The sequence below is a fragment of the Bradyrhizobium sp. TM102 genome (assembly GCF_009176685.1).
Classification (GTDB): Bacteria; Pseudomonadota; Alphaproteobacteria; order Rhizobiales; family Xanthobacteraceae; genus Bradyrhizobium; species Bradyrhizobium ottawaense.
This window is the reverse complement of the sequence record NZ_AP021855.1, coordinates 1,032,281-1,058,299: the sequence shown is the minus strand read 5'-3', so window position 1 is coordinate 1,058,299 and position 26,019 is coordinate 1,032,281. Positions and strand designations below refer to the sequence as shown.

At 63.7% G+C, this 26,019-nt stretch carries 19 protein-coding genes; 7 read left to right on the top strand and 12 right to left on the bottom strand.

Going from position 1 to position 26,019, the window contains the following annotated elements:
- Positions 1 to 6: 6 nt before the first annotated feature.
- Positions 7 to 1,143: an acyl-CoA dehydrogenase family protein gene (locus GDN70_RS04920; RefSeq protein ID WP_028139677.1), complete on the bottom strand. Its 1,137-nt coding sequence runs from the start codon at positions 1,141 to 1,143 to the stop codon at positions 7 to 9.
- Positions 1,144 to 1,409: 266 nt separating this feature from the next.
- Here GDN70_RS04920 and GDN70_RS04915 point away from each other — a divergent pair, with 266 nt between their 5' ends.
- Both GDN70_RS04915 and GDN70_RS04910 read left to right on the top strand, forming a co-directional pair.
- Complete coding sequence (locus GDN70_RS04915; protein ID WP_173015754.1) at positions 1,410 to 2,960, top strand: long-chain fatty acid--CoA ligase; 1,551 nt, start codon at positions 1,410 to 1,412, stop codon at positions 2,958 to 2,960.
- Between the two features lie 75 nt (positions 2,961 to 3,035).
- On the top strand, positions 3,036 to 4,259 hold the full coding sequence (locus tag GDN70_RS04910) for an ABC transporter substrate-binding protein (protein ID WP_028139675.1): 1,224 nt from the start codon (positions 3,036 to 3,038) through the stop codon (positions 4,257 to 4,259).
- A 126-nt stretch (positions 4,260 to 4,385) separates the two neighbouring features.
- On the opposite strand, the gene GDN70_RS04905 is transcribed toward GDN70_RS04910, so the two are convergent.
- Positions 4,386 to 5,870 carry a glycosyltransferase family 2 protein gene (locus GDN70_RS04905; RefSeq protein ID WP_152102226.1) on the bottom strand — a complete coding sequence of 495 codons (1,485 nt, stop codon included), beginning with the start codon at positions 5,868 to 5,870 and terminating at the stop codon, positions 4,386 to 4,388.
- A gap of 48 nt (positions 5,871 to 5,918) precedes the next feature.
- Positions 5,919 to 6,689, bottom strand: coding sequence for a helix-turn-helix transcriptional regulator (locus GDN70_RS04900; RefSeq protein WP_038970711.1), 771 nt, complete (start codon positions 6,687 to 6,689; stop codon positions 5,919 to 5,921).
- 186 nt (positions 6,690 to 6,875) lie between these two features.
- Between GDN70_RS04900 and GDN70_RS04895 the strand changes: the two genes are divergently transcribed.
- The 3 genes from GDN70_RS04895 (at position 6,876) to GDN70_RS04885 (ending at position 11,029) form a co-directional block, all read left to right on the top strand.
- On the top strand, positions 6,876 to 9,137 hold the full coding sequence (locus tag GDN70_RS04895; RefSeq protein ID WP_152102225.1) for a marine proteobacterial sortase target protein: 2,262 nt from the start codon (positions 6,876 to 6,878) through the stop codon (positions 9,135 to 9,137).
- A gap of 166 nt (positions 9,138 to 9,303) precedes the next feature.
- A complete protein-coding gene (locus GDN70_RS04890) occupies positions 9,304 to 9,873 on the top strand; it encodes a class GN sortase (RefSeq protein ID WP_038949532.1) in 570 nt (189 codons plus the stop codon).
- Between the two features lie 163 nt (positions 9,874 to 10,036).
- Positions 10,037 to 11,029, top strand: coding sequence for a glycosyltransferase (locus GDN70_RS04885; protein ID WP_152102224.1), 993 nt, complete (start codon positions 10,037 to 10,039; stop codon positions 11,027 to 11,029).
- A gap of 10 nt (positions 11,030 to 11,039) precedes the next feature.
- On the opposite strand, the gene GDN70_RS04880 is transcribed toward GDN70_RS04885, so the two are convergent.
- Positions 11,040 to 12,686: a glycosyltransferase gene (locus GDN70_RS04880; RefSeq protein ID WP_244625867.1), complete on the bottom strand. Its 1,647-nt coding sequence runs from the start codon at positions 12,684 to 12,686 to the stop codon at positions 11,040 to 11,042.
- 211 nt (positions 12,687 to 12,897) lie between these two features.
- Here GDN70_RS04880 and GDN70_RS04875 point away from each other — a divergent pair, with 211 nt between their 5' ends.
- Positions 12,898 to 15,117 carry an acetate--CoA ligase family protein gene (locus tag GDN70_RS04875; RefSeq protein WP_152102222.1) on the top strand — a complete coding sequence of 740 codons (2,220 nt, stop codon included), beginning with the start codon at positions 12,898 to 12,900 and terminating at the stop codon, positions 15,115 to 15,117.
- 146 nt (positions 15,118 to 15,263) lie between these two features.
- Positions 15,264 to 16,094 carry an MlaD family protein gene (locus GDN70_RS04870; protein WP_095424981.1) on the top strand — a complete coding sequence of 277 codons (831 nt, stop codon included), beginning with the start codon at positions 15,264 to 15,266 and terminating at the stop codon, positions 16,092 to 16,094.
- 40 nt (positions 16,095 to 16,134) lie between these two features.
- Here GDN70_RS04870 and GDN70_RS04865 read toward each other — a convergent pair whose 3' ends face one another.
- The 8 genes from GDN70_RS04865 to urtB all read right to left on the bottom strand — a co-directional run bounded on the left by GDN70_RS04865 (position 16,135) and on the right by urtB (position 25,942).
- Positions 16,135 to 19,125 carry an autotransporter domain-containing protein gene (locus GDN70_RS04865; protein WP_152102221.1) on the bottom strand — a complete coding sequence of 997 codons (2,991 nt, stop codon included), beginning with the start codon at positions 19,123 to 19,125 and terminating at the stop codon, positions 16,135 to 16,137.
- A gap of 321 nt (positions 19,126 to 19,446) precedes the next feature.
- Positions 19,447 to 20,487: an aliphatic amidase gene (locus GDN70_RS04860; protein WP_038949527.1), complete on the bottom strand. Its 1,041-nt coding sequence runs from the start codon at positions 20,485 to 20,487 to the stop codon at positions 19,447 to 19,449.
- A gap of 42 nt (positions 20,488 to 20,529) precedes the next feature.
- Positions 20,530 to 20,907 (bottom strand): zinc ribbon domain-containing protein, encoded by a 378-nt coding sequence (locus GDN70_RS04855; RefSeq protein WP_038949526.1) that lies wholly within the window; start codon positions 20,905 to 20,907, stop codon positions 20,530 to 20,532.
- A 111-nt stretch (positions 20,908 to 21,018) separates the two neighbouring features.
- Positions 21,019 to 22,248 carry a formamidase gene (gene fmdA, locus GDN70_RS04850; RefSeq protein ID WP_038970706.1) on the bottom strand — a complete coding sequence of 410 codons (1,230 nt, stop codon included), beginning with the start codon at positions 22,246 to 22,248 and terminating at the stop codon, positions 21,019 to 21,021.
- Between the two features lie 28 nt (positions 22,249 to 22,276).
- A complete protein-coding gene (gene urtE / locus GDN70_RS04845) occupies positions 22,277 to 22,966 on the bottom strand; it encodes an urea ABC transporter ATP-binding subunit UrtE (RefSeq protein ID WP_038949525.1) in 690 nt (229 codons plus the stop codon).
- A gap of 68 nt (positions 22,967 to 23,034) precedes the next feature.
- Positions 23,035 to 23,790, bottom strand: coding sequence for an urea ABC transporter ATP-binding protein UrtD (gene urtD / locus GDN70_RS04840; RefSeq protein ID WP_028139661.1), 756 nt, complete (start codon positions 23,788 to 23,790; stop codon positions 23,035 to 23,037).
- Positions 23,791 to 23,855: 65 nt separating this feature from the next.
- Entirely contained in the window at positions 23,856 to 24,998 is a 1,143-nt protein-coding gene (gene urtC / locus GDN70_RS04835) for an urea ABC transporter permease subunit UrtC (RefSeq protein WP_038949523.1), read from the bottom strand.
- Positions 24,999 to 25,015: 17 nt separating this feature from the next.
- Positions 25,016 to 25,942 (bottom strand): urea ABC transporter permease subunit UrtB, encoded by a 927-nt coding sequence (gene urtB / locus GDN70_RS04830; RefSeq protein ID WP_018316774.1) that lies wholly within the window; start codon positions 25,940 to 25,942, stop codon positions 25,016 to 25,018.
- Between the last annotated feature and the right edge of the window lie 77 nt (positions 25,943 to 26,019).

Below are 26,019 nucleotides of genomic sequence, written 5' to 3'. Positions count from 1 at the left end.
CGTCCGTCACAACCCCATCTGCCGGCTGGCCAGATCCTTCATGATCTCCTCGGTGCCGCCGCCGATGGCGTTGACCTTGACCTCGCGGTAGATGCGTTCGGCCTTGATGCCGCGCATGAAACCGGCGCCGCCGAAAATCTGTACGGCTTCCGAGGCGCAGAACGCCATTGTCTGCGTCGCCTGGTTCTTCATCATGCAGATTTCCGCGACCGGGCTCTCGCCCTGCTCGAGCCGCCACGCCAGCATTTCCAGCATCGCCTGACTTGCGGCGACCTTCTGCGCCATGTCCACGATCTTGTGACGGATCACCTGATGCTGCGCGAGCGGCTTGCCAAAAGTCTTGCGCTCCCTGGCGTAGGCGACGGCCTCGTCGAGGCAGACCCGGGCGAAGGCGGTGCAGCCGGCCGCCATGCCCATGCGCTCGCTGTTGAAATTCTGCATGATGATCTTGAAGCCCTGGCCTTCCTCGCCGATCAGGTTTTCCGCCGGCACGCGGCATTGGTCGAAATGCAGCGTCGCGGTGTCGGAGGCCCACCAGCCCATCTTCTTCAGTTTCGTCCTGGACAGACCGGGCGTGGCGCCCTCGATCAGGAGCAGGCTGACGCCGCCGGCGCCTTCGCCGCCCGTGCGCACGGCAACGGTCAGATAGTCGGCGCGCATCCCTGAGGTGATGAAGGTCTTCTCGCCGGTCACGACGTAGTGATCGCCGTCGCGTCGCGCCCTTGTGGCGAGGTTCGCGACATCGGAGCCGCCGCCCGGCTCGGTGATCGCGAGCGCGGAGATCTTGTCGCCTGACAGCACCTGCGGCAGCACGCGTGCCCTCACCTCCGGCCGCGCTGCCCGCGCGATCGGCGGCGAGCCGATGGTGTGGCTCATCAGGCTGGCGCTGACGCCTCCGGCGCCCGCCCGCGCCAACTCCTGGCTCGCCACGATCTTCATGAACTGGTCGGCGGCGATCCCGCCATATTCCTCAGGGAATCCCAGCCCCAACAGACCGATCCCGGCCGCCTTGCGATAGAGCTCGCGGGGGAATTCGCCGGCCTCGTCCCACTCATGGGCGAACGGGGAGATCTCCTTCTCGACGAAGCGGCGCATCATTTCGCGGAAGGCATCGTGCTCGGCGGTATAGAACGGGCTCTTCATCGCAGTCTCGCCTCGCGGACGGATTCGTCTCGTTCACCATGGCCGGAACATCGGCGGCTCACTTGCGCAGAGTGGCTGACCGGCGAACCACTCTGGCGCAGGCCCCGGCCTAGCAACTCAACGCAAGACGATTTTGCCCCCTCGCGCGCCAACTCCAAATAAAAAAAGACGTCGATGCACCAACTCCGGCTGGCCCCAAGGCCATGCCGGGCATGGTGCACGGCAATAAGGATGCAGGCGGCACAAGACCGCCGAGGGAGGAATTCTTGGCCGTTCGTTACTACGACTGGATCGTTCATCATGGCCGCCGCACGCCTGACAAGGTTGCGGTGATCGACCTCGCGAGCGAGCGCCGCTTGACCTATGCGCAGCTTGACGCCCGAGTCTCGCGCCTCGCCTCTTTCCTGCGCCACACGCTGAACGTCGCACGCGGCGACCGTGTCGCGGTGCTGGCGCTGAACACGACCGATACGCTGGAGGTCCAGTTCGCCTGCGGCCGCCTCGGCGCGATCTTCGTGCCGCTGAACACCCGCCTCACCGTTCCCGAGCTTCAGTTCATCACCGGCGATTGCGCGCCGAAGGTGATGATCCACGACACCGATCTCGCCGAGACCGGGCTTGCCGTCGCAAAGCTGTGCGGCATCGCGACCAGCCTGCTGCTCGGACCCGGCGGGTCCTATGAGGCCGGCATCGCCGGCGCAAAGCCGCTCGAGGCGATCGAGCAGGTCACGCTCGATGACGTCTCGACCATCATGTACACGTCGGGCACGACAGGACATCCGAAGGGCGCGACCATCACCCATGGCATGACCTTCTGGAATTGCGTCAATCTCGGCGGTCCCGCCTGTATCGGACCGTCCTCGGTTCTGCTCACCGTGCTGCCGCTGTTCCACACCGGCGGGCTGAATTGCTACACCAATCCCGTGCTGCATGCCGGCGGCACCGTGATGATCATGCGCGCGTTCGATCCCGGTACCGCGCTCGGCCTGATCAACGATCCCGCACAGGGCATCAACGTGTTCTTCGGCGTGCCCGCGATCTACCAGTTCATGGCGCAACACCCCGCTTTCCCAACGACCGATCTCGGCCGGCTGATCGTCGGAGGCGTCGGCGGCGCGCCGATGCCGGTACCGCTCTTGAAAGTCTGGGAAGCGCGCGGCGTCGCGCTCCAGCAGGGTTACGGCATGACCGAGACCTCGCCGGCCGTGCTGGTGCTCGACCGCGAGGATGCGGCGCGCAAGGCCGGCTCCGCCGGCAAGCCCGTGCTGCACACCGAAGTGCGCATCGTGCGCCCCGACGGCAGCGATGCAGATGTCGGCGAGCTCGGTGAGCTCTGGGTCAAGGGGCCGAACATCACCCCGGGCTACTGGAACAGGCCGGAGGCGAACAAGACCTCCTTCACCGACGGCTGGCTGCACACCGGTGACGCGACGCGCGTCGACGAAGAGGGCTTCTACTACATCGTCGACCGCTGGAAGGACATGTACATCTCCGGCGGCGAGAACGTCTATCCGGCCGAGGTCGAGAACGTCCTGCACCAGCTCGCGGCCGTCGCCGAGGCCGCCGTGATCGGCATTTCCGATCCGCAATGGGGCGAAGTGGGCCTGGCCATCGTCGCGGTCAAGTCGGGCCAAAAGCTGACCGACGCCGATGTCTTCGCGCATTGCGCGGCCAATCTGGCGCGCTTCAAATGTCCACGCCAGATCCGCTTCGTCGACGCGCTGCCCCGCAACGCCACGGGCAAGATCCACAAGCCGACCTTGCGCAAGGAGTTCTCGGTGGCCTCCGAAGTCGACAGGAAAGTCGCCAACGCCTGACCCAAGCGCCCCTCGCGGGCGCTTTTTCTTTTTGAAGTGCCTGCCCTACCCAACAAGAAACCCCAAGGAATTTCCATGAAGAACAAGAAACTCGTCCTGCTCGCCGCGGCAACTGCCCTGACATTGCTCTCCACCCAGGGTGCTTTCGCGCAGAAGAAATACGACACCGGCGCCAGCGACACCGAGATCAAGATCGGCAATGTCGAGGCCTATTCCGGTCCCGCTTCCGCCTACGGCATCATCGGCAAGACCGAGGAGGCCTACTTCAAGATGGTCAACGATCAGGGCGGCATCAACGGCCGCAAGATCAACTGGATCTCTTATGATGACGGCTATTCGCCGCCCAAGACCGTGGAGCAGGTCCGCAAGCTGATCGAGAGCGACGAGGTGTTCCTGATCTTCAACGCGCTGGGCACCCCGACCCAGACCGCTGTGCAGAAATATCACAATGCCAAGAAGGTGCCGCAGCTGTTCCTCGCCACCGGCGCCAGCAAGTGGAACGACCCGAAGAATTTTCCCTGGACCATGGGCTTCCAGCCCAGCTATCGGGTCGAGGCCCAGATCTTCGCCAAGTACATTCTGAAGGAGAAGCCGGACGCGAAGGTCGCGATCTTCTATGCCAACGACGATTTCGGCAAGGACTACGTCGCCGGCATCAAGGACGTGTTCGGTGACAAGGCATCGAAGCTGATCGTGGCCGAAGAGAGCTACGAGACGTCGGAACCGTCGATCGACGCCCATATCGTCAAGCTCAAGGGCACCGGCGCCGATGTTTTCGTGAACATCGCCACCCCCAAATTCGCGGCGCAGGCCATCAAGAAGATCGCGGAGCTGGAATGGAAGCCGATGCATTTGATGACCGACGTCTCGGTGTCGATCGGCGCGGTAATGAAGCCAGCCGGCCTCGAGGCATCTGAAGGCGTGCTGTCGGCCGGCTATCTGAAGGACGCCTCCGATCCGCAGTGGAAGGACGACGAGGGCATGAAGAAGTTCATGACCTTCATCGACAAGTACATGCCCGGCGCGAACATTTCGGACGCCAATCTGGTTTACGCCTACGCCGCGGCCCAGACGATGGTGCAGGTGCTGAAGCAGTCGGGCGACAACCTGACCCGAGATAACGTGATGAAGCAGGCCGCCAGTCTCAAGGACTTCGTCCCCGACACGCTGATCCCGGGGATCAAGATCAACACCTCCGCCACGGACTTCGCGCCGATCGAGCAGCTCAAGATGTGGCGCTTCAAGAAGGGTCAGTGGGAACTGTTTGGCGATATCATCAGCGCCGAAACCGGAGGCTAGCTCGACGCCGGCCAACCTCGTCTGACCAAAGCGCGATGCGATCAGGATGAATCGTCATCGCGCTTCAGGTCGTTGTTTGAGCGTGGTCTTCTCGAAAAACCGCCAGGCACTTTTCCGGATCAGGCTCTAGGCTGAAATTGAAGCTCCGGCATCCTGGCTCAGCTCGATGGATGCCACGGAAAGACCAAGGCGGCGGGAATCGCCAATCCCCCTCAACTCGGGGCAGGACCATGCCAGGATGGCGATGCCCGAGGGCGGCAGATCGAGGTCCATCGTATAGCTATCGGGGCCGATTGCGATCGCGGAGGCATCAACGCGCACGCCGTCGAGATAGAAATGCACACCGATCTCGCGCAGCGGCGCGCGCAAGGCGGGACTTCGGATCCGAACGGTGTTGCGGCCCGCGCCCCCCTGGATGCGAACGGCGGCCTGGGGCTCGCTCCAGCGGAAGGTGTGCCCCGCTGACGATTCGAGGGCATGGAATCCGACTTGCCCGAGAACGCGATCTCCCAGGAATTTCACCGCCGGCCCGGCATGGCCGCGAATGCGACGAATGCATTCGAGCCGCTGCAGATGGATCAGCGAGGCGATGTAGCGTCTCATCCATCGCCCGATCGCTTCGCTCGATCCGATCATCGTCAGCGCGCGCAGACCGAAATGCGATTGCAGGACGGCCAGGCGCGCGGCGAAGTGCGCCGGAAGATCGCCGCACAGAGCCAGTGCACCCCAATGCCAGAAGGCGCGCAGTTTTTCCCCTGGCGGCCTCCAGCCGCGGCCTGCAAAGCAGTAATGCAGGAGCGCATTCGACGCAGCGCGGGCGAGCGATACGTCGAATCCGGCCCATTCAACCCATTCGACTGGAACTTCGAGCAGCTCGCTGCCGGGCTCGCGGCGCGCCTCGCTGAGATATCGGATCTCGCCCTCGACGAAATCGAGCGTGAAGGTCTTGAGCTCGCCGATTTCGCCGATGTAATAATGATGGAAGCGCGCCTCCTCCAGATAACCGATGGCGTGACCTCTCGCGTGATAGGCCGCGGCCAGCACCCATTCGGCAAAATGGCCGAGCTCCTCGCGCAGGCCTCCGCATTCCCAATAGACGTCACGCCGCGTCACGAAGCACTGATCGAGCACCTTGCGCCAGGGATGCTGCTTCATGCCGAATTCGATGTCGGCCTGGTACATTGTGGCCTCGGCTTCCGAGAGCCTGTTATGGCAAATCGGCACCGAGCGGCAGGAGAAGGCGGCCCAGTCGGGATGCGCGTCGATCGCGCGGATGCACAGCTCGATTACTTCGGGCTCGGGCCAGCAATGCGACTCCGTGAAGAACAGATAACTGCCGCGGGCCTTGGCGGCGCCAAATGCGCAGAGCCCGATGTCGTGATCCGAAGCGGTGAATTCCAGGCGCGCCTGGTCGCAAGCCAGCACCTTCAGCTCCTCGCGCGCGGCGAAGTCCGGCGGCACCACCAGGATGATTTCGTAAAGCGATCTATCTGCGGTCTGCGACGTCCAACCGAGCCAGGACAGCTCCCATTGCCCGCGGTGATATTCGAGCGGGATGATGATGGAGAACAGCGGAGATTCGCCGATGCATGGGGCGCGCGCGTTCTGCATACCCCCTTATAGACGCAGGCAACGCCATTCCGGATTCTTTCTTGCGGACTATACCGACAGAAACAGTGCGAAGGATTCTTCCACCGTGCGGCGTAGATGCTTTCCGTACAACGCATGGTTGGCGTCGCCGGGCCCGACCCTCCCCAGCGACGGCTTCGGGACGTTCCGGAGCGGTACGTAGGCGATCGGTGCTGCGATCGGCGTGAGCTGTGAACCAGGCCCCGCGCGGAGCGTCGAGATGATGCCGTACATCTCGCCGGCGACCGTCGGCCGCGACACCGTGATCACACGGTGCTGGCCGTGCTTGATGATGACGAGGTAGATGAAGCCTGACTGATGCGGGACGGCGACCTCGCCGGTATGCTCGTAGGCGGTATCGGTGCGATCGCCCTCCCGAAAGACCAGCGAAGACACCTTCGGCTCCCAGACGATCTCGGTGCGGTAAGCGAAGATCGCGTCCTTGTCGCCGAACGACGGCCGCAGCGTGATGTAGACGTCCTCGAGCCAGGTCACGGCGCGATGCGCATAGGAGCCGAGACTGTCGGGAGCGACATCGTTGGCGGCCTGAGGCGCCGCCACGACGGGGCCCTTGCGCAAAGAGACGCCCAGCGCCTGCTCCAGCCGGACCGTCGTCGCCAGCGTAAACGGCCGCCGGCCGCCGAGCACCTTCTCCAGCGTCGACAGGCTGAGCTTGGCCTGCTCGGCCAGCGTCTGCCGGGAGATCCGGCGTCTGGCGAGCTCCTCGCGAATGGTCTCGGCGATCTCGCGGCTCTGCTCGTCCGAAAGCTGCTTGTCGGTGAGTTTATCCTGCATCTGCATCGCTAACCCTGCTCCAGCACGGCCATTCTAGCAGGGCGGACAAATCAGCACAAAACCGCACATGGGCGCCCCACGGCGGCTTGCCCGGGCCGGCCGCGGCGGAACATGACCGATCATTCTGCTCGCGAAATCGGCCCCTCCCAGCGAATGCTCAGAGCCAGCAAACGTCCTTCCGGGAGCAGGCCAATGGACACCTACGACACAGCCGACAACGACGAGCACCCCATGTTGAAGGGGCTGATCAAGCTCGGATTGTTTCTTCTCGCGCAGGGCATCGCGGTGATGCTGATGGCCTTCGTGGCCCTGCTCGTCAGCTTCGGAACCAGTTGGTCGGCAACGACCGAGCAGGCCAGCCTGCTCCAGCCCGGCGACGCCAAGTCCGGCTCCCTCCTCCTGAAGGAGGATGGCGCCACCACCGAAGCGATCCGCCTCGGCACCGACATCGACATCACGGTCTCGGGCCCGACGCTGCGCGCGCGCGTCACCCAAATCTTCCGCAACCCGACCAAGGACTGGGTCGAAGCAACCTATGTCTATCCGCTCGCGACCGGCGGCGCCGTCGATACGCTGAAGATGGTGGTCGGCGACCGCGTCATCGTCGGCGACATCAAGGAGCGCCAGCAGGCCCGCGTGATCTACGAAGAGGCACGCCGCACCGGTCAGAGGGCCGCGCTCACCGAGCGGGAGCGGCCGAACATCTTCACCAATTCGGTCGCCAATATCGGCCCCGGCGAAACCGTGCTGGTGCAGATCGAATATCAGGAGCCGGTGCATCAATCCGGCAACGAATATTCACTGCGTCTGCCGCTGGTGGTCGGACCGCGCTACAATCCGGCGCCGATCGTGCAGAGCGTCGACTTCCGCAAGGACGGATCGGGTTGGGGCACGGCGACCTCGGACCCGGTACCGGACCGCGACCGCCTCTCGCCGCCTGTGCTCGATCCCGCCAGGAATGCACCGGTCAATCCGACCAGCATCACGGTGCGCCTGAAGGCCGGCTTCGCGCTCGGCGAGGTCAAGAGCCACCACCATAAGGTCAAGATCGAAAGTCCGGACAACATGGCGCGTGTCATCACGCTCGCCGACGGCGCCGTCCCGGCTGACCGCGACTTCGAGCTGACCTGGAAGGCCGCCGCCGAGAAGGCGCCATCGGTCGGCCTGTTCCGCGAACATGTCGGCGACGCCGACTACCTGCTCGCCTTCGTCACTCCGCCCAGCGCCGAACAGACGACACAAAAGCCATTGCCGCGTGAGGTCGTGTTCGTGATCGACAATTCGGGCTCGATGGGCGGCACCTCGATCGTCCAGGCCAAGGCGAGCCTCGCCTACGCTCTGTCCCGGCTCCAGCCGACCGACCGTTTCAACGTCATTCGCTTCGACGATACCATGGACATGCTGTTTCCAACCTCCGTGACGGCAGACGCTGCCCATGTCGGCGAAGCAACCTCGTTCGTGAGCGCGTTGCAGGCGCGCGGCGGCACCGAGATGGTGCCGGCAATGCGCGCCGCGCTGGCAGACAAGCTCGGCGACACCGGCATGGTTCGCCAGGTCGTTTTCCTGACCGACGGCGCAATCGGCAACGAACAGCAATTGTTCGAAACGATCACGGCGATGCGCGGCCGCTCGCGCGTCTTCATGGTCGGCATCGGCTCGGCGCCGAACACCTATCTGATGACCCGCGCCGCCGAGCTCGGCCGTGGTGCCTTCACCCATATCGGTTCCGTCGAGCAGGTGGAGGAGCGCATGCGCGGCTTGTTCGCCAAGCTGGAAAATCCGGCCGTCACCGGCCTCACCGCGAAATTCTCCGAGGCCAACGCCGACGTGACCCCGGCGATTATCCCGGACGTCTATCGCGACGAGCCGCTGGTGCTGGCAGCAAAGCTCGACAAGCTCGCAGGCTCGCTCGAGATCAGGGGCCGCGTCGACGACCGTCCATGGTCAGTGACGCTGCCGCTGCAAAATGCCGCCGAAGGCAATGGCCTGTCAAAGCTCTGGGCCAAGCGCAAGATCGGCGATGCCGAAGTGGCGCGCGCCATGCGGGAGCTCGCGCCCGAGGAGGCCGACAAGGCGATCCTGGCGCTGGCGCTCGACCATCAGATCGTCACGCGCCTGACCAGCCTTGTCGCCGTCGACAAGACGCCGAGCCGGCCAGAAGGCGCGCCGCTCAAGCTCAGCGAATTGCCGATCAACCTGCCCGCCGGCTGGGATTTCGAGAAGGTGTTCGGCGAACGGCCGCAGGTCCCGGCACACTTGCGTGAACGCCATGCCGATGCGAGCACCTCACCCGCCGCGCGGCGTCCGACCCCCGCAGCGCCCGACGCGATCCGTCTGCCCAAGACAGCAACTTCAGCCGAGCTGAAGATGATCGCAGGCCTGGTCCTGATCGTGCTCGCCCTGATCCTGTTCGTGTTCAACCGGCGTCGGCTCTTGCTCACCGACGCCGCTTGAGAGAGGAGCCGCCCCGAACTCCTCTGTTAGCGCGCGCGGCTGCCCGTCCCATACCAACGGCCGCGCGCGTCTTTTTCCTGTCATTGCGAGGAGCGAAGCCACGAAGCAATCAGACTGCCGCCGTTCAGACAATCTGGATTGCTTCGCAATGACGAGAGTAGATGTCATGCCCCGCCTCTCATCTCCCCTGGTTCTGGCACTGATCGGCCTCATCCTGTTCGGCGACGGCGCCTACATCCATGCCAAGGCGTGGCTGGCGCAGGTGCTGCTGGAGCGCGCGTTCGACAAGAGCCTTGCGACGGGCGAGGTGATCAAACCATGGGCATGGGCCGATACCTGGCCGGTCGCGCGGATCGAGGTGAAGCGGATAGGCGCCAGCGCGATCGTGCTGGAAGGTACGAGCGGCCAGGCGCTTGCCTTCGGGCCGGGCCATATCAGCCGAACGGCTGATGCGGGCGAGCGCGGTGTTGCCGTATACGCAGCGCATCGTGACACACATTTCCGTTTCTTGCGGAATGTTGCCGTCGGAGACATCGTTGAGATCACCCGCCGTGACGGCAGGCATTTTCGCTATCGCGCGGATTCTTCGGCCGTTGTCCGTTTCGACGCGTCGGGCATCGATCCCTCGACGCAGGGTGTGGAACTCGTGCTCACGACCTGCTGGCCGTTCGACGCCGTTACGTCCGGGCCGGAGCGCTATGTCATGCATGCCACCTTGATCGAAGCGCGTGAATAGCGGTTCGCAATCGGCCCGTCCGGGAACGATCGAGCCCTCTCAAATCGCGCCGGACACGCCCGTCCATCGCGTTTGACGCGACCGTGAACTGGCGCCGTCGACCAGAGACCTGTAAGAAGGTCCCATTGATTATTGTACGTTGTAATTTGCGAAAGCTCGATAGATGGACGACGAGTTCAGGCAGCGCCTCGAACAGCGAATGGAGCAGCTCGAAAATCGCGTCGCGCTGCTCGAAAGGAATCAGGATCTCATCGCCGCCGGGCAAAGGCGATCCTCGCTCCGGAGCCTCTGGCGGCGTCCGCCGATGTGGACTTTCGAGCAATATCCTCCGCGCCTGCTCAACCTGACGGCCTTCCCGCCGGCACCCTCGATCCACGAAAATGCACCGCGGATCGCGATGGTCACGCCGAGCTACAACCAGGCGCAATATCTCGGCGCCACGATCGACAGCATCGTGAGCCAGAACTATCCGAACCTGTATTACCACGTGCAGGACGGCGCCTCGATCGACGGCACGGCTGATCTCCTGAAGAGCCGCGGCGAGAGCATCAGCTGGAGGAGCGAACCTGACAGCGGACAATCGAACGCCATCAATCTCGGCTTCGCCGGCGTCGACAGCGAGATCATGGCCTATCTCAACAGCGACGACATGCTGCTGCCGGGGACGCTGGCCTATGTCGCCAACTACTTCACATCGCATCCGCACGTCGACATCGTCTATGGCCATCGCGTCTTCGTCGATCGCGAGGGACTCGAGGTCGGCCGTGCCGTGCTGCCGCCCCATGACGGGCGCGCGCTGCAATATGCCGACTATATCCCGCAGGAGACGATGTTCTGGCGCAGGCGCGTGTGGGACAGAGTCGGCCCGATCGACGAGAGCTTCCACTACGCGATGGATTGGGACTTCATCCTGCGGGCACAGGCCGCGGGATTCAAATTCGTGCGCCTGCCGCGATTTCTCGCCTGCTTCCGAATCCATGATGCCCAGAAGACGGCATCGACCTACGCGATCGGCGTCCGGGAGATGGGCATCTTGCGGCGCCGCGCTCTCGGCTTCGATCCGACACAGATCCAGATTCGCCGCGCCATCGCCCCCTATCTCGCGAGGCAGGTCGTCTTTCACTACGCCCACAAGCTGAGCCTGCTGGGATACTGAGCGGTGACGATCACCCACCTCGTGTCGCGCGGACGTCGTGATCGAGCCAGATCCGCTCGAGCCCGATGCCGAGAGGTCGCGCGTCGGAGCTCAGTCCGAGATCCGCGGGCGAATGTGGATCGGATAGCGACAGGCTGATGGTCAACGTCCCGTCGGCCGCAATCGCGGCGGGATCGAGCATCAACCTGCGCAAGCCCGCGAACGCCTCTCTCGAGAATGTCAGTTGCTGCGGCGCTCCGTTGCCGACGCGGCAGGCCGCCCGCAATTGCGGATTCCTGTCGGAAACGAAGGCCCGGCACGCCAGCACAAGCTCGACCGGTCGTGACGGAATGGGATGGACCTCGAACCGGAGCACGCAATTCCTGGCAATGGACCAGGTGCCCCATTGCTCCGGCTCGCTCCATCCCTCGATCAACGCCGCGACGCCCGCTCCGCCATGCGCGAATTCGAGCTCCTTCACGCCGAGGACCGGCGAGGACACGGGAGCCTTCAGAGCGGCAGGATCGAGCGGCCCCTGATCCGGAACGAACTGCGCGATCACGCGAACTGCGTCCGCAATCGAATTGAGCCCAAGCGCAGAACCATCCAGCTCGTAAACCACACGGTTCGGTCCGGTCACGCGAACACCCCCGCGGGGTGGCGGCCGATCCGCAAGGCGGGCAGGAATGATGATGTCGGCGACGTCGAACCCATGCGTGCGGGCGAGTTCGCCGATGGTCTGCACGGTCCGATCATACAGGGGCGGCCGATGGTTGATGTCGGTCGCGAGCGCCTGTGCCAGCGCCTTGAAGTCGAGCCGCACATCGCCGTGATCCGCCAGCAGCAGACGCTTGAGGACAAGCATGTCCTTGGCGATGAAGAGCTGGAGGGCGTTGAGATCGGGGAGTTGGGGATCCTCGTCAATGGGTCCGAAATCGCGCGCCCCTCGCGGCGTCTCGAGCAGATCAGTGGTCTCGAAGAACAGCGCGTGACCGGTGCTGTGCTGCGAGAACCCGGCCATGCTCAGAGGCCGCGACAGTCGGATGAAACTGTCGGTCAGTGCAGCGTTGGCGATACCGGACGCCACGTCGGGCGATAGACCGATGAAGTAGCGCCCACCGATCGCACGCATCCGATCGATGATGCTGCGGCGGACGAACGAATTGTAGATCATCGGCAGATGCGCATAGTGCGCCTGGAAGCCGAAGATGCGCGCCAGCTCGTCGCGTGACGACACTCGCTTCACGGACGAGGTCAGGTCGATCTCGGCGAGCAGCCGGTTGCGGAAGGCCGGATGGTAATAGCTCGGCCAGTGATAGGTGTAGGCGCTCCAGCTCAGGAGATCGATGTTTCGGTCGGAGAGCATCTCCGATGCCGTGGCACATGCGTAGGGCATCAGCCCGTCGTCGTCGCCGATGAAGGCGACGTACTCGCCCGAGGTGTGGCCGAGCGCCGCCTCCCAATTGTCGGTCATGGTCAGAACAGTCTCGCTGGCAAAATGCCTGAAGCGCTCGTCCTTGAGGTCTGCAACGATCTTCGCAATCTCGGGATTACCGCCATTGTTCTGAACGATGAACTCGCAATCTGCATGCGCAGGCTGGCACGCCATGGTCGCGAGCGCGTGGCGAAGCGTGTCAGGACGATCGAGGGTCGGCACCACGATGGACAGCAGCGGCATGATCACCATTTGAGAGAATGAGGGTCACGGTTTCCTAGCATCTTGCCGGACCGTTCGCACTTTCGCCAAAAGTCTCGTGATGCTAGCCTCATCGCCAAATCTTTGTCGTCAAGTCTTGCCCATTCCGTCTCGCGGCATGGAGCGGCCAGGATCAGCCCCCGATGCCGCCGCGGGGCGCGCGTTGCAACAAGAACAAGAAGTGAGGAAGCGCATGGAAGCTCAAGTGCCCGCCGCATCGGTCTCTCCGCGCCCATGGTCTCCACCGCGCGACGCCGGAGAGATCGTCAAGGGCATCCATGCCATGCTGCACCCGCACAACATCGTGCTCGTGGGCGCGACCGACAAGCCTGGCAATTATGCCGAACGCATCTGGAACAATCTGATCAAGTACGGTTACGAGGGCGGCCTCTATCCGGTCAACGCCAAGCGGGAAACCATTTGGGGCGTCCCCTGCTACAAGGACTTTGCGAGCCTCCCGGAAAAGCCGGATCACGTTCTGGTGCTGGTGCCGGCGCGCTTTGCGGTCCAGGTGATCCGCGACGCCGCGGCCGCCGGTGCACGGTCGGCCACCATCGTCACCTCGGGCTTCAGCGAATTGCAGGACGAGGAAAGCCAGAAGCTCGCGGCCGAATTGCAAGCGGCGATACGTGAGACCGGACTTGCCGTCACCGGCCCGAATTGCCTCGGCAACCTAAGCGCCGGCGAAAAGCTCTTCACCAACATCGATGATCGCATCGTCACCATGGAACAGGGCGCGGTGGCGATCGCCGGGCAGTCCGGCGCGATCGTCATGGCGATCCGCCAGGCGCTGGAAGACCGCGGTGTCGGTGTCGGCTACATGGTCACATCAGGCAATGAGGCCGGGCTCGAGACGCCGGACCTGATGCGCTATTTCGCCGAGGACCCAAGCATCAAGGTGATCGTCGTCTACCTCGAAGGCGTGCGCAACACCAAGGCCTTTCGCGATGCCTGCAAGGCGGCGCGCGCTGCCAGCAAGCCCGTGATCGCACTCAAGCTCGGCGCCTCCGAGGGCGGCCGCGCCGCGGCGATGGCGCATACCGGCGCGCTCGCGGGCTCGATCGAGACGTTCGACGCCGTTGCAACGCGCGAAGGCGTGATCCGGGTCGGCGGCCTCGACGAGCTGATCGAGACCACCGAGTGTTTCGTTCACTCCGCCGTGCCCAAGGGCGACCGGCTCGCGGCGGTCACGCTGTCGGGCGGCAAGCGCGGCATGCTGCTGGACGCCTTCTATGCCGAGGGCCTGAACTTTGCGCCGCTCAGCCCGCACGTCGGCTCCGAACTGGCGAAGATGCTCGGGCCGGGGTCTATCGTCGGCAACCCGCTCGACGCCGGCTTTGCCGCGGTGGTCGATCCCTCCGTCTACATGAAGTCGATCAAGCTGATGATCGACGATCCTGATATCGACATCGTCATCGTCGATGCCGAGCTGCCGAAGACGCCGCACGAGCTGCGCGAGCGCAACTTGCGCATCGTCGATGACATGGCGCGCCAGGGCGGCAAGCCCGTGATCTACATCAGCGCGATGTCGATCGGCTTCACCGACTTCACCAAGACCTTGCGCAAATCGCTGCCGCATCTCGCGGTCATGCAGGGCATGGACCGGGCGGTGACCGCGATCAAGTCGCTGCTCGACTACGCCAAGCTGCGCAAGGAGGTGCCCGACATCGTCTCGAGCTCGAAACCCGCCGCGCGCGCCGTGCTGGAGAAGGCGCTGAAATCGGCGAGCGGCGCCGCGCTCGACGAGGTCGCCTCGAAGAAACTCTTGAAGGCTTATGGCATTCCGATCTCGAAGGAAGCCATCGCGCAGACGGCAGCCGAGGCGGTGAAGATCGCCAAGCAGATCGGCTTTCCGGTCGTGGCAAAACTCGTCAGCGCCGAGATCCTGCACAAATCCGACATCGGCGGCGTGGTATTGAACCTCAACAGCGCAGCTGACGTGAAGAAGGCGTTTGCCGCCATCACCGCCCGGGTGAGCAAGTTGAAAGGCAAGCCCAAGCTGGACGGCATCCTGATCGCGCAGCAGGTCAAGGCCGAGCTCGAGCTCGTCGTCGGCGCCTCGCTCGATGCCGAGATGGGACCGGTCGTGCTGTTCGGCACCGGCGGCATCGACATCGAGCTGATGAAAGACGTCGCGCTCGCCGGCGCGCCGCTGGACGAGGCCGAGGCGCGGCTCCTGATCGGCCGCACCAAGGCCGGCATCAAGCTGCGCGGCTATCGCGGCAAGCCGTCCCTGCACGAGGCCTCCGCGGTGAAAGCGCTGGTCGGCCTGTCCAATTTGATCGCGGATGCCGGCGACCGGATCGCCTCGATCGACATCAACCCGTTCCTGATCAACACCAGGACGGGCGTAGCGGTCGATGCCCTCATCGTCCTCAACAACGCCGCGGCTAGGCGGGTTGCCGGGCATTGATGCCGTAGGGCGGATTAGCGCCAGCGTAATCCGCCAATTTGCACGACTGCTGAGGCGAAAACGGCGGGTTACGCTTCGCTAACCCGCTCTACGTACCATCCGGGCTCCTTCCAACTTGCCTGCTTTGGCCGTAAAACCTTCCCCGCATGGCACGCGCGAGCAATCTGGTGATCGGAACGGCAACGCTGGCGGTGATCGCCGTGGCGTTCGGCGGCCTGCTCGGCGTGCAGAAATGGCGCACCATCCAGAGCCGCAGCCAGTTGCGCGTGGTGTTCGAGGGCGGCTCGGCCAGCGGCCTGCGCCGCGGCGGGCCAGTCAATTTCGATGGCGTGCCCGCGGGCCAGATTCTGTCGATCAAGCTGGACAATCCGCGCAGGATCGTGGCGCTGGTGATGCTCGACAACACCGCGCCGATCCGCAAGGACACCGTGGCCGGCATCGAGTTCCAGGGCCTCACCGGCGTTGCCGCGATCTCGCTGATCGGGGGCGCGCCCTCTGCGCCGCCGGTGCCGCTGGACTCGGACGGCGTCCCCGTGCTGACCGCCGATCTCAGCGACGCCGAATCCATCGTCGACACCCTGCACAGTGTCGACCGCACCATCGTCAGCAACGCCCCCGCGATCAAGGAGGGCCTGCGCACGTTCGAGGACTACACCGCCGACCTCCGGAGCAAGGGTGGCGAAATCGACTCCGTCATGGCCAAGGTCGACACCGCCTTCGCGGGCTTTGATAAGGCAGTCACGAAGATCGAGGGCGTGGTGCCCGGCTTCGTCGACGGCAAGGCCGACGAGCTGTTCGAGAAGATACAGGGGCTGCACGAGCTCGCCGACACCATGAGAAAGAAATCGGCCGGCTACCTCGAGGACATCCGTCGCTCGCTGCTCGACGTCAGCGAGGCCGCCAACAAGATGAGTGGGACGCCGGCCCCCACTGCCGCCCCGCGCCCGCCGCGCAAGCCGCCGCAGAAGAAGCAGTGAGGCCTCCCCTATCCTCCCTCTCAAGGGAGGCGACCATGCCTCACCACGCGTAGCGCACGACGCCCTTGCCGGCGTAGGAGCGGGTGAGGTTCGAGAACTCTCCCTCGAACGTCGCCGATGCAGACCAGCCGTTCATCCAGTTCATCTGCGCTGATGCCGTGGTCAGAGCCGAATCGCGCGCCTGGGCGGCACCGTTCACGACGAAAGCCGATCCCGGCAGGGTCTGGAACACCGCGCCCACAGTGCGGTCCGGATTGTAGTCATGCGCCCAGGCGAGGCGGCCGCGCAGGGTCATGAGGCCACCGGCCGCGGCAAACGACCTGTCTGCGCGCAGGCCGAGTTCGGTGCGGGTGCTGGTCACGTCCTTGGCGGCATAGTTGAGCGCGAAGACGTTGCTGCCGACCACGGCTGCCTCTGCATAGCTGGGAAGGCTGAACAAGGTGGCCTGGAGCGCCGCATACGGCGTGAGGCCGGCCCACCGCATGGCATAGCGATAGCCGCCCTCGATGCGGCCCGACACGGCATTGGCGTCGAACTGCGCACGCAGCTGGTCATAACCGGCAGCCGTCACGACGCGGTTGGTCGTGACGTCCTGCCAACCATAGGCGAGCGCCGCCGTGATGTAGGCAGGTCCCGCCGTATGACGCACGAAGGCGCCGGCCTGGAACAGGTCGGAGCGGCCCCAGCCGAGCCCGTTGACGTTGAAGGCGGTCCCGCCACCTGCGAGTGCAAAGCCCGCAATCGTCGACGGCGAGAAGCGGTAATCGAGGCCCACGGCAGTGCCGTAGACACTGCTGCTCGTGGTGTTCGAGCCGAGGCCGGCATTGCCGTCCGTGGTCTGCGAGCCGCCATAGCCGGCCGTCCACACATCCCAGCGCTGCTCGAACGTTGCCGCCGGTGCCTTGCGATAGATCGAGGCGAAGGCGTCGCGCGCGCTCTTGTCGCGCGCATTCGCGTCCGCGGCAAATGGCGACGCGCCAGGCGTGCCGCTGCGTCCTGAGCTGAAGACGTCGGTCAACAGGCTCATGAACAGGTTCATCGCATTGAACGTCGTCTGCTGCGATCCCGTTGCGGATTCACCCGAGGCCTGCGTCAGGCCCCCGGGACCAAGTCCCGCGAGTTCGGCCTGCAGGAAGCCGTTGGTGTTGAAGAAGTTCTGAAGCGTCGTGGCGACGTTCTGCTGGTTGACGTTGAGCGCGTATTTCGCGCCGTAGTTCAGCGTGAAATCGAGGATGACCTCGTTCGACCCGACGGTCGTCGTGCCGATGAGGCCACCCGGTGCGGCAACACCCGAAAAATTCCCGACGGAGGTGCCGAAGAAGTTCATGATCGAATAGTGCTTCATCACCGCGGCGCCCGGATACAGCGCGACGCCGACGGTGCCGTCCAGCGCGACATTGCCGGTAACGAGCGCGTGGCTCGTGCTGGATCCGCTACCGACCTGCACCACATAGACCGAGCCGGACTGAAGCGTGAGATCGCCCTGAACCTGCATGCTCGAGCCCGGGCCGCCGTCGCCGGGCGCATAGATGCCGCCGTTGGCGATGAGGGTATTGCCGACGATTCCGGCGCCGAACAACGCACCACCTGCATTCACGGTGGTCAGGCTCGACTGCGAGATGTCACCATCGACCCGCAGGATGCCGCCGTTCACCGTGGTCGTGCCGGTGTAGGAGTTCGTCCCCGAGAGGATCAGCGTGCCGCTGCCGACCTTTTCCAGCGAGCCGGGGCCGGCGGGACCGCAACCGCAGGTATCACCGATGACGCCGCTGACCTCGGTCGAGAGGTTGTTACCGCCGACGACGAGGGTATTGCCGCCGCCGATGTAGTAGAAGCCGCTGCCTTCGATCGATCCTGCGGTGATGCGACCATCGCCGGCCGGACCGGTGCCTCCACCGAAATCGACGACGCCGGTCCCGGTGGTGATGAAGCGTGCGTTGCCGCCGGTGGAGTTGTCGAAGAATTCGGTCCTGCCGCCGTCCTTGGTGATGATCGTGGCATTGCCGGCCGTGGTGAACGCGCCGAAATCGGTGAGACCATCCGCTTCATTGATGATGGTTGCATTGCCGGCGGTCGCCGTGTCGGAGCCGGCGAACGTCCCGAACACGGTCCCGCCAAAATCCTTGTTCACGATCGTCGCCGAGCCCGCCGAAGATTGCTCGATGAATATCGTGCCGCCGCCATTCTGGTTGGTGATGTTGGCCGTGCCTGCATTAGTCCGTCCGAAGAAGCCGATCAGGCCGCTGTCATTGATGATGGTGGCCCGACCGGCCGTCGCGGTGTCGGCTCCACCCCCGAGCGGATCGCCGAAATACACCTGGCCGTTGTTGGTGATCACGATCGAGCTGGCGGAGCTTGCGTTGAGGAACATCGTCGTGCCGGAGAAGTCGTTCAGGATCGACGTGATCCCCGACGTGTCGGCATTGACGATGCTGAAGAGGCCCTCGTTGGTGACGGCGCCGACCATGCTCGCGGTGTGGGTCGCGTCGCCGAGCTGCAGGGATCCGCAATTGCAGATGAAGGTGCCGCCGGTATAGGAGTTCGCGCCGAGCAGCGCCAGGATACCTGGTCCCTGAACATTGATCCCGTCGCTGCCGACGATGCGGGAAGCGATCACGGCCGAGGGATCCGCAGTGCCGGTCACATCGTTGGTGACGAACGTGGTGCCGCCCGCAGCCAGCCTGAGGTCGCCGCCCTGAATGGTATAGATCGAGCCGTCGGCGGTGAGGTCGAAGCCCACGAGGCTGGTGAGTTGCACGCCGCCCGGCGTCACCGTCACCGTGCCGCCCGTCGCCGGCGTCGAGGGAGCGCTGCTTCCGAACAGCGTGCCGGCTGACGCAGGATCGTAGGCCGTGCTGGTCCCGCCAAAGACGTCGGTCCAGTTGGTCGTAGTGTTGTCCCAGACGCCGCCCCCGCCGTTGACGATGCCGTTCGGCGTGGTCTGAGATCCGTTGAAGACCTGTTGGGCCCCGACGGGGCTCGCCATAACGATTGCGCTCGAGACGAAGCCGGCCCCGAATGCCACGCGCATTGCCGCGGCACTCCGGCGCGGGCAACTCCCCCCGCTCGATCGCAACCAAGCCCCCACGCTCGTTCCTCACCCGCGGCGCTCCCCAGCGGCGCCGCGGGGAACTTAGGCGAAGAGGATGGGCGGTAGAACTACGGGGCATCGAAAATCTGCCAACGGGACCCCCGGTTCGGGCAGATTCAACAGCCCATGTTGTAACCGCGCCACGGTTTTGCCGGGCGCCATTCCCATTCCGCGCACATACGGACGCATGAGAACGTCCGCATTTGTGGACGGCCATTCACATCAATGGTTGACCGTCCAACTCATGGGGCCGGCAAAGGCTCAGTAATTGCTCGGGGCCGATCCATTCGGAATGCCGTCGATCGGACATTCGTCCGTGCCGGGGGTCGAGCGGGTCATGGCCTCGACCATGTCGCGCGTGCCCTCGGGGTCTTTGATCCAGTTCTTGTAGAAATCATACGGGCAAGCTGCGACGCCGCGCGGGCTTTCGCCGGAATTGATCATGCCGGTATAACCGCGGTGGACCAGCTTGTAGAGGTGGTTCTGCGACTGGCCGTTGCGGCGCGCATCGCGGATCAAATGTTTCGACAACTGTGCGTACTGGATGCCGTAATCCTCCTCGCCGCATTCGCCGAGCGTACGACCGTCGAAGCCGATGATCGCGGAGTGGCCGAAATAGGAATAAACGCCGTCGAAGCCTGCGGCATTGGCGACGGCGACATAGACGTTGTTGGCCCACGCCATCGCCTTGGAAATAAGGACTTGCTGCTCCTTGGCCGGATACATGTAACCTTGGCAACGCACGATCAGCTCGGCCCCCTTCATGGCGCAGTCGCGCCAGATCTCCGGAAAGTTGCCGTCGTCGCAGATGATCAGGCTGACCTTCATCCCCTTCGGACCCTCGGAGACATAGGTGCAATTGCCGGGATACCAGCCCTCGATCGGCACCCACGGCATGATCTTGCGGTATTTCTGCACGATCTCGCCCTTGTCGTTCATCAGGATCAGGGTGTTGTAGGGCGCCTTGTGCGGATGCTCCTCATGGCGCTCGCCGGTCAGCGAGAACACGCCCCACACCTTGGCCTTGCGACAGGCTTCGGCGAAGATCGCGGTCTCTTCACCCGGCACCGCGCATGCCGTCTCGTACATCTCCTTGGAGTCGTACATGATGCCTTGCGTGGAATATTCGGGGAAGATCACGAGGTCCATGCCGGGCAGGCCGGCCTTCATGCCCACCACCATGTCGGCGATCTTGTGGGCATTGTCGAGCACCTCGGCCTTGGTATGCAGGCGGGGCATCTTGTAGTTCACCACGGCGACGCCGACGGTGTCGTTGCTGCTGGAAATGTCGCCGTGAAGCATGTTGGGCGCTCCTGTCGTTTATTGGTTTGAGGTCATCGCGCGCTAATGGCTGATCATCCAGGGCCGCGCCGTTGGGAAACCCTTGGCACCGCTCCCGGTCTTGGTCATCAGCCGCGCCGGTTTTTTCTTGTCTGACGCGCTCTTGTCCTTCACGGTTTTGCCTGTGGAGCAGCAACCGCAGCCGGGCCCGTGCGAGGCCTTGTATTGCGCGAGCGTCTGCGGCGCGTGGGTGCTGCGCTCGTTGACGGCATGTGCCTTGCGCTTCTCGGCCGGCATGCAGAAGAAATTCGGCGCCGTCAGGATCACGCGCGGCGCCGACGTCTCGCAGTGCGGGCAGCTTTGCGGATCGTCGCACTCGGCCATCGGGCGCAGATCCGTAAAAGGTCCGCAATCGTCACAGAGATATTCGTAGACCGGCATCGCATCACCTAAGTTCTTGCCTGTTCATACAACTCGCTGCCACCATTCGTGTGGAGACAGCCCCTCACCCCAACCCTCTCCCCGTAAGAACGGGGAGAGGGAGCGCACCGGCTACTTGTCGGGCGAAATCGGCATCTGGATATCGCCGGTGATATGCTTGATGGGACCTGCCGCCGACGGCATCACGTCGAAGTCGAAGATCTCCGTCGGCAGCCACAGCGTGGCGCAGGCATTGGGTACGTCGACCACACCGGAGATGTGGCCCTGACACGGCGCGGTGCCGAGGATCGAATAGGCCTGAGCGCCGGAATAGCCGAACTTCTTCAGATACTCGATCGCGTTGAGGCAGGCCTGGCGATAGGCGATGTGGACGTCGAGATAGTGCTGCTTGCCTTGCTCGTCGACCGAGATGCCCTCGAAGATCAGATAGTCCTTGTAATTCGGCGTGATCGGCGAGGGCTTGAAGATCGGGTTCTTGATGCCGTATTTCGACATGCCGTCCTTGATCACCTCGACCTTCAGATGCAGCCAGCCGGCCATTTCAATGGCGCCGCAGAAGGTGATCTCGCCGTCACCCTGGCTGAAGTGCAGATCGCCCATCGAAAGACCCGCGCCCGGCACATAGACCGGGAAGTAGATCTTCGAGCCGCGGGAGAGATCCTTGATGTCGCAATTGCCGCCATGCTCGCGCGGCGGCACCGTGCGCGCGCCCTCCGCGCCGATCTTGGCCTTGACGTCGCCCTTGGCGCGGCCGCCATGGGCGGTCGGCGCGAATGGCGGATTGGCAAGGCCCGGGACGCGGGTCGGGTTGGTCGAGATCAGCTCGGCCTCGCGCTTGTTCCAGGTCTCCAGCATCTTCGGATCCGGAAGACAGCCGATCAGGCCGGGATGGATCAGGCCGGCGAAGTTGACGCCAGGCACATGGCGCGACGAAGTGTAGAGACCCTTGATGTCCCAGATCGATTTCTGCGCCAGCGGGAAGTGGTCGGTGAGGAAGCCGCCGCCATTCTGCTTGGAGAAGAAGCCGTTGAAGCCCCACAGGCTCTCCTTCATCGGGCCGACGTCGAGCAGGTCGACGACAAGGAGGTCCCCGGGCTCGGCGCCCTTGACGCCGATCGGACCGGACAGGAAGTGCACGATCGACAGGTCGATGTCGCGCACGTCGTCGGCGGAATCGTTGTTCTTGATGAAGCCGCCGGTCCAGTCATAGGTCTCGATGATGAAATCGTCGCCGGGATTGACCCAGGCCACGATCGGGATGTCGGGGTGCCAGCGGTTGTGCACCATGTCATTTTCGTAAGCCGACTTGGTGAGATCGACCTTGATCAGTGTCTCTGGCATCGAGATGCTCCCCTTTTACTACGGTTGGTTAGACGGACAGATATTTCGAGACCTGCGCGGCATCGACGGCGTCGCGCGGGTCGTCGCGCACGATCTCACCGTTCTCGATCACCAGCACGCGGTCGGCGATGTCGAGCGCGAAGCTCAGGACCTGCTCGGACACGACGATCGAGAGCCCCTTCTCGTCGCGGATGCGCTTCAGGGTTCGCGCCATCTCCTTGATGATGGAGGGCTGGATGCCTTCCGTCGGCTCATCCAGCAGCAGGACCTTCGGCTTGGTCGCGAGCGCACGCGCAATCGCGAGCTGTTGCTGCTGGCCTCCCGACAGATTGCCGCCGCGGCGGCCCTTCATCTCGAGCAGGACCGGGAACAATTCATAGATGTCACCGGGCACCTCGGATTCGCCCGCGACAACGAGGCCGGTCTCGATGTTTTCCTTCACCGTCATGGTGGAGAAGATCATGCGGCCCTGCGGCACATAGGCGAGACCTTTGGCGACGCGCTCGTAGCTCTTGAGGTTACCGAGCTCGGCGCCGTCCATCGTCACCGAGCCGCTTTTGGCCGGCAGGATGCCCATCAGCGACTTCATCAAGGTGGTCTTGCCCATGCCGTTGCGGCCCATGATCGCCACGATCTCGTTGGGTGCGACCTTGACGTTGAGCCCGTGCAGCACCTCGCTCTGGCCGTAGGCGACGTGAAGATCGGAAATTGCCAGCATCGTCGCGCTCCCTATTTCTTGCGCATGATCTTGTCCGGAAACCGGACGCCACTTTCCGGGATCATGCGCTAATGCCCCAGATAGACTTCGATGACCTTGGGATCGTTCTTGACCTTCTCCATGGTCCCTTCGGAGAGGATCTGGCCCTGATGCAGCACGGTCACCTTGTGGGCGATGTCCTCGACGAACTTCATGTCGTGCTCGATCACCAGCACCGAGCGGTTCTTGATGATGCGGTTGAGCAGTTCGGCGGTCTTGGCGCGCTCGGACACGCTCATGCCGGCGACGGGCTCGTCCAGCATCAACAGATCGGGATCCTGGATCAGCAGCATGCCGATCTCGAGCCATTGCTTCTGGCCATGGCTGAGCTCGTCGGCATAGGTGTTGAGCTTGTCCTTGAGGAAGATCATCTCCGCGACCTCCTCGACCCGATCCTTCACGAGTTGGTCGCGCTGAAAGGTCAATGAGCCGAACACGGTGCGGCCGCGCGGGAACGAGATCTCGAGGTTCTCGAACACGGTGAGGTCCTCGAACACCGACGGCGTCTGGAATTTGCGCCCGACGCCGGTCTGCACGATCTCGTTCTCCTTCAGTTTCGTGAGTTCCTTGCCGCGAAACTGGATCGAGCCCGAGGTCGCCTTGGTCTTGCCGCAGATCAGGTCGAGCACCGTGGTCTTGCCGGCACCGTTGGGACCGATGATGACGCGAATCTCGTTCTCCTCGACGTAGAAAGAGAGATCGTTGACCGCCTTGAACCCGTCGAACGAGACGGTCAATCCGGAGACAGCGAGCAGGAAGTCCTTGGGCTGATGACCGACGAGCATGATCTACCTCCTCACTGCCAGCGTGGCATCGGCATCGTGATGACCGACGAGCATGATCTATTTCCTCACTCTGCCGGTGCGCCGTCGGCGACCGAATTGTCGTTCCAGCCCGGCTTCCGCTTGCGCGAGGCGAACAACCGATCGATGCGCGGCTGCACGTAATCGGCCCAGAGCCCGGACAGACCGTTCGGGAAGGCGAGCACGACCGCGATGAACAGCGCGCCGAGGCCGAACAGCCAGAGTTGCGGGAAGGATTCCGACAGGCTGGTCTTGGCGAAATTCACCAGGATGGCGCCCCATATCGCGCCGAAGATCGACATGCGCCCGCCGACCGCGGTGTAGATCACCATCTCGATCGACGGCACGATGCCGACAAAAGACGGCGACATGAAACCGACATTGAGCGCGAACATGGCGCCGCCGATCGCGGCGAACACCGCCGCCATGCAGAAGGCGAAGATCTTGAAGTTGGCGACGCTGTAGCCGGAGAAGCGGACGCGATCCTCCTGTTCGCGCATCGCCACCAGGATGCGGCCGAGCTTGGTCAGGCGGATGAACTGCGCGATGCCGATGCAGGCGAACAGCAGCACCACCTCGACGAAGTACAGGATGACCTTGGCGTGGTCGGGCCGGATGTCCCAGCCCTTGAGCGTGCGCAGATCCGTCATGCCGTTGATGCCGCCGGTATAGCCCTGCTGCCCGACGATCAGGATGGTCAGGATGGCGGCGACGGCCTGGGTGATGATCGCGAAATAGGTACCGCCGACGCGGCGCTTGAACATCGCGGTGCCGATGATCAGGGCGAACAGGCCGGGGACCAGGATGATGGCGAGGATGGTGAAGGTGAGGCTGTGGAATGGTTGCCAGAACAACGGCAGCGACGTGATCTGATTCCAGTCCATGAAATCGGGGATGCCGGGCGTCGACTGGATCTTCGTGTTCTCGACGCTGGACGCCTCGAGCTTGAGAAACATCGCCATGCAGTAGCCGCCGAGACCGAAGAACACGCCCTGCCCCAGGCTCAAGATGCCGCCATATCCCCAGCACAGCACGAGGCCGAGCGCGACAAAGGCGTAGGTGAGGTATTTCGCGACAAGGTTGAGGCGGAACACATCCAGCGACAGCGGCAGGATCACGAACAGCACGGCGGCCAGGACAATAAAGCCGATGAGCTCGGACCGGTTGAAGAAGCGTGAGTTGATGATCATGATCTGCCTGCTTCTCGTTACTTGCGGACTTTGAGGGCGAAGAGACCCTGCGGCCGCAGCATCAGGATGCCCACGACAGCGAGCAGCGTCAGGACCTTGGCCATCGAGCCCGACATGAAGAATTCGAGCGTCGATTGCGTCTGCGAGATCGAGAACGCGGAGGCGATGGTGCCGAGCAGGCTCGCGGCGCCGCCGAATACGACGACCAGGAACGTGTCGACGATGTAGAGCTGTCCGGAGGTCGGCCCGGTCGAGCCGATCATGGTGAAGGCGCTTCCGGCAATTCCGGCGATGCCGCAACCGAGCCCGAACGTGTAGCGGTCGACCTTCTCGGTGTTGATGCCGACCGCTCCGGCCATGATGCGGTTCTGCACCACCGCACGGACCTGACGGCCCCAGCGCGACATGTACATGACGTAGGCGACCGAGAGGGTGATCAGCACGGTGAGACACATCACGAAGACACCGTTGATCGGCACTTCGATGCTGTCGGTGACGTGCAGCGAGCCCAGCATCCATTGCGGCAACTCGACGCCGACCTCACGCGCGCCGAACACGGAGCGATAGGCCTGCTGCAGCATCAGGCTGAGGCCCCAGGTGGCAAGCAGCGTATCGAGCGGGCGCTTGTAGAGATGCCGTATCAGCACCCATTCCACCAGCATCCCCAATGCGCCGGACGCGACAAAGGCCAGGATCATCGCAAGGAAGAAGTAACCGCTGAACAAGCCGGGCAAATAGGACTGGAAGACATTGGAGGTCATCCAGGTGACGTAGGCCCCCAGGATCATGAACTCGCCATGGGCCATGTTGATGACGCCCATCTGGCCGAAGATGATGGCAAGCCCAAGCGCCATCAGGACGTAGACCGAGAACAGGATCAGTCCGGCAAAGCCCTGCATGACGAAGATGGAGCCGAGATCACCAAGCGAGTAGTCGCCGAACATCGATGTCCTCCGTCGGGGATAAGGGTCCCGCGTCGCGAGCAGGTTCGCGACGCGGGGGTCTTGGGCGTGGATTTGCT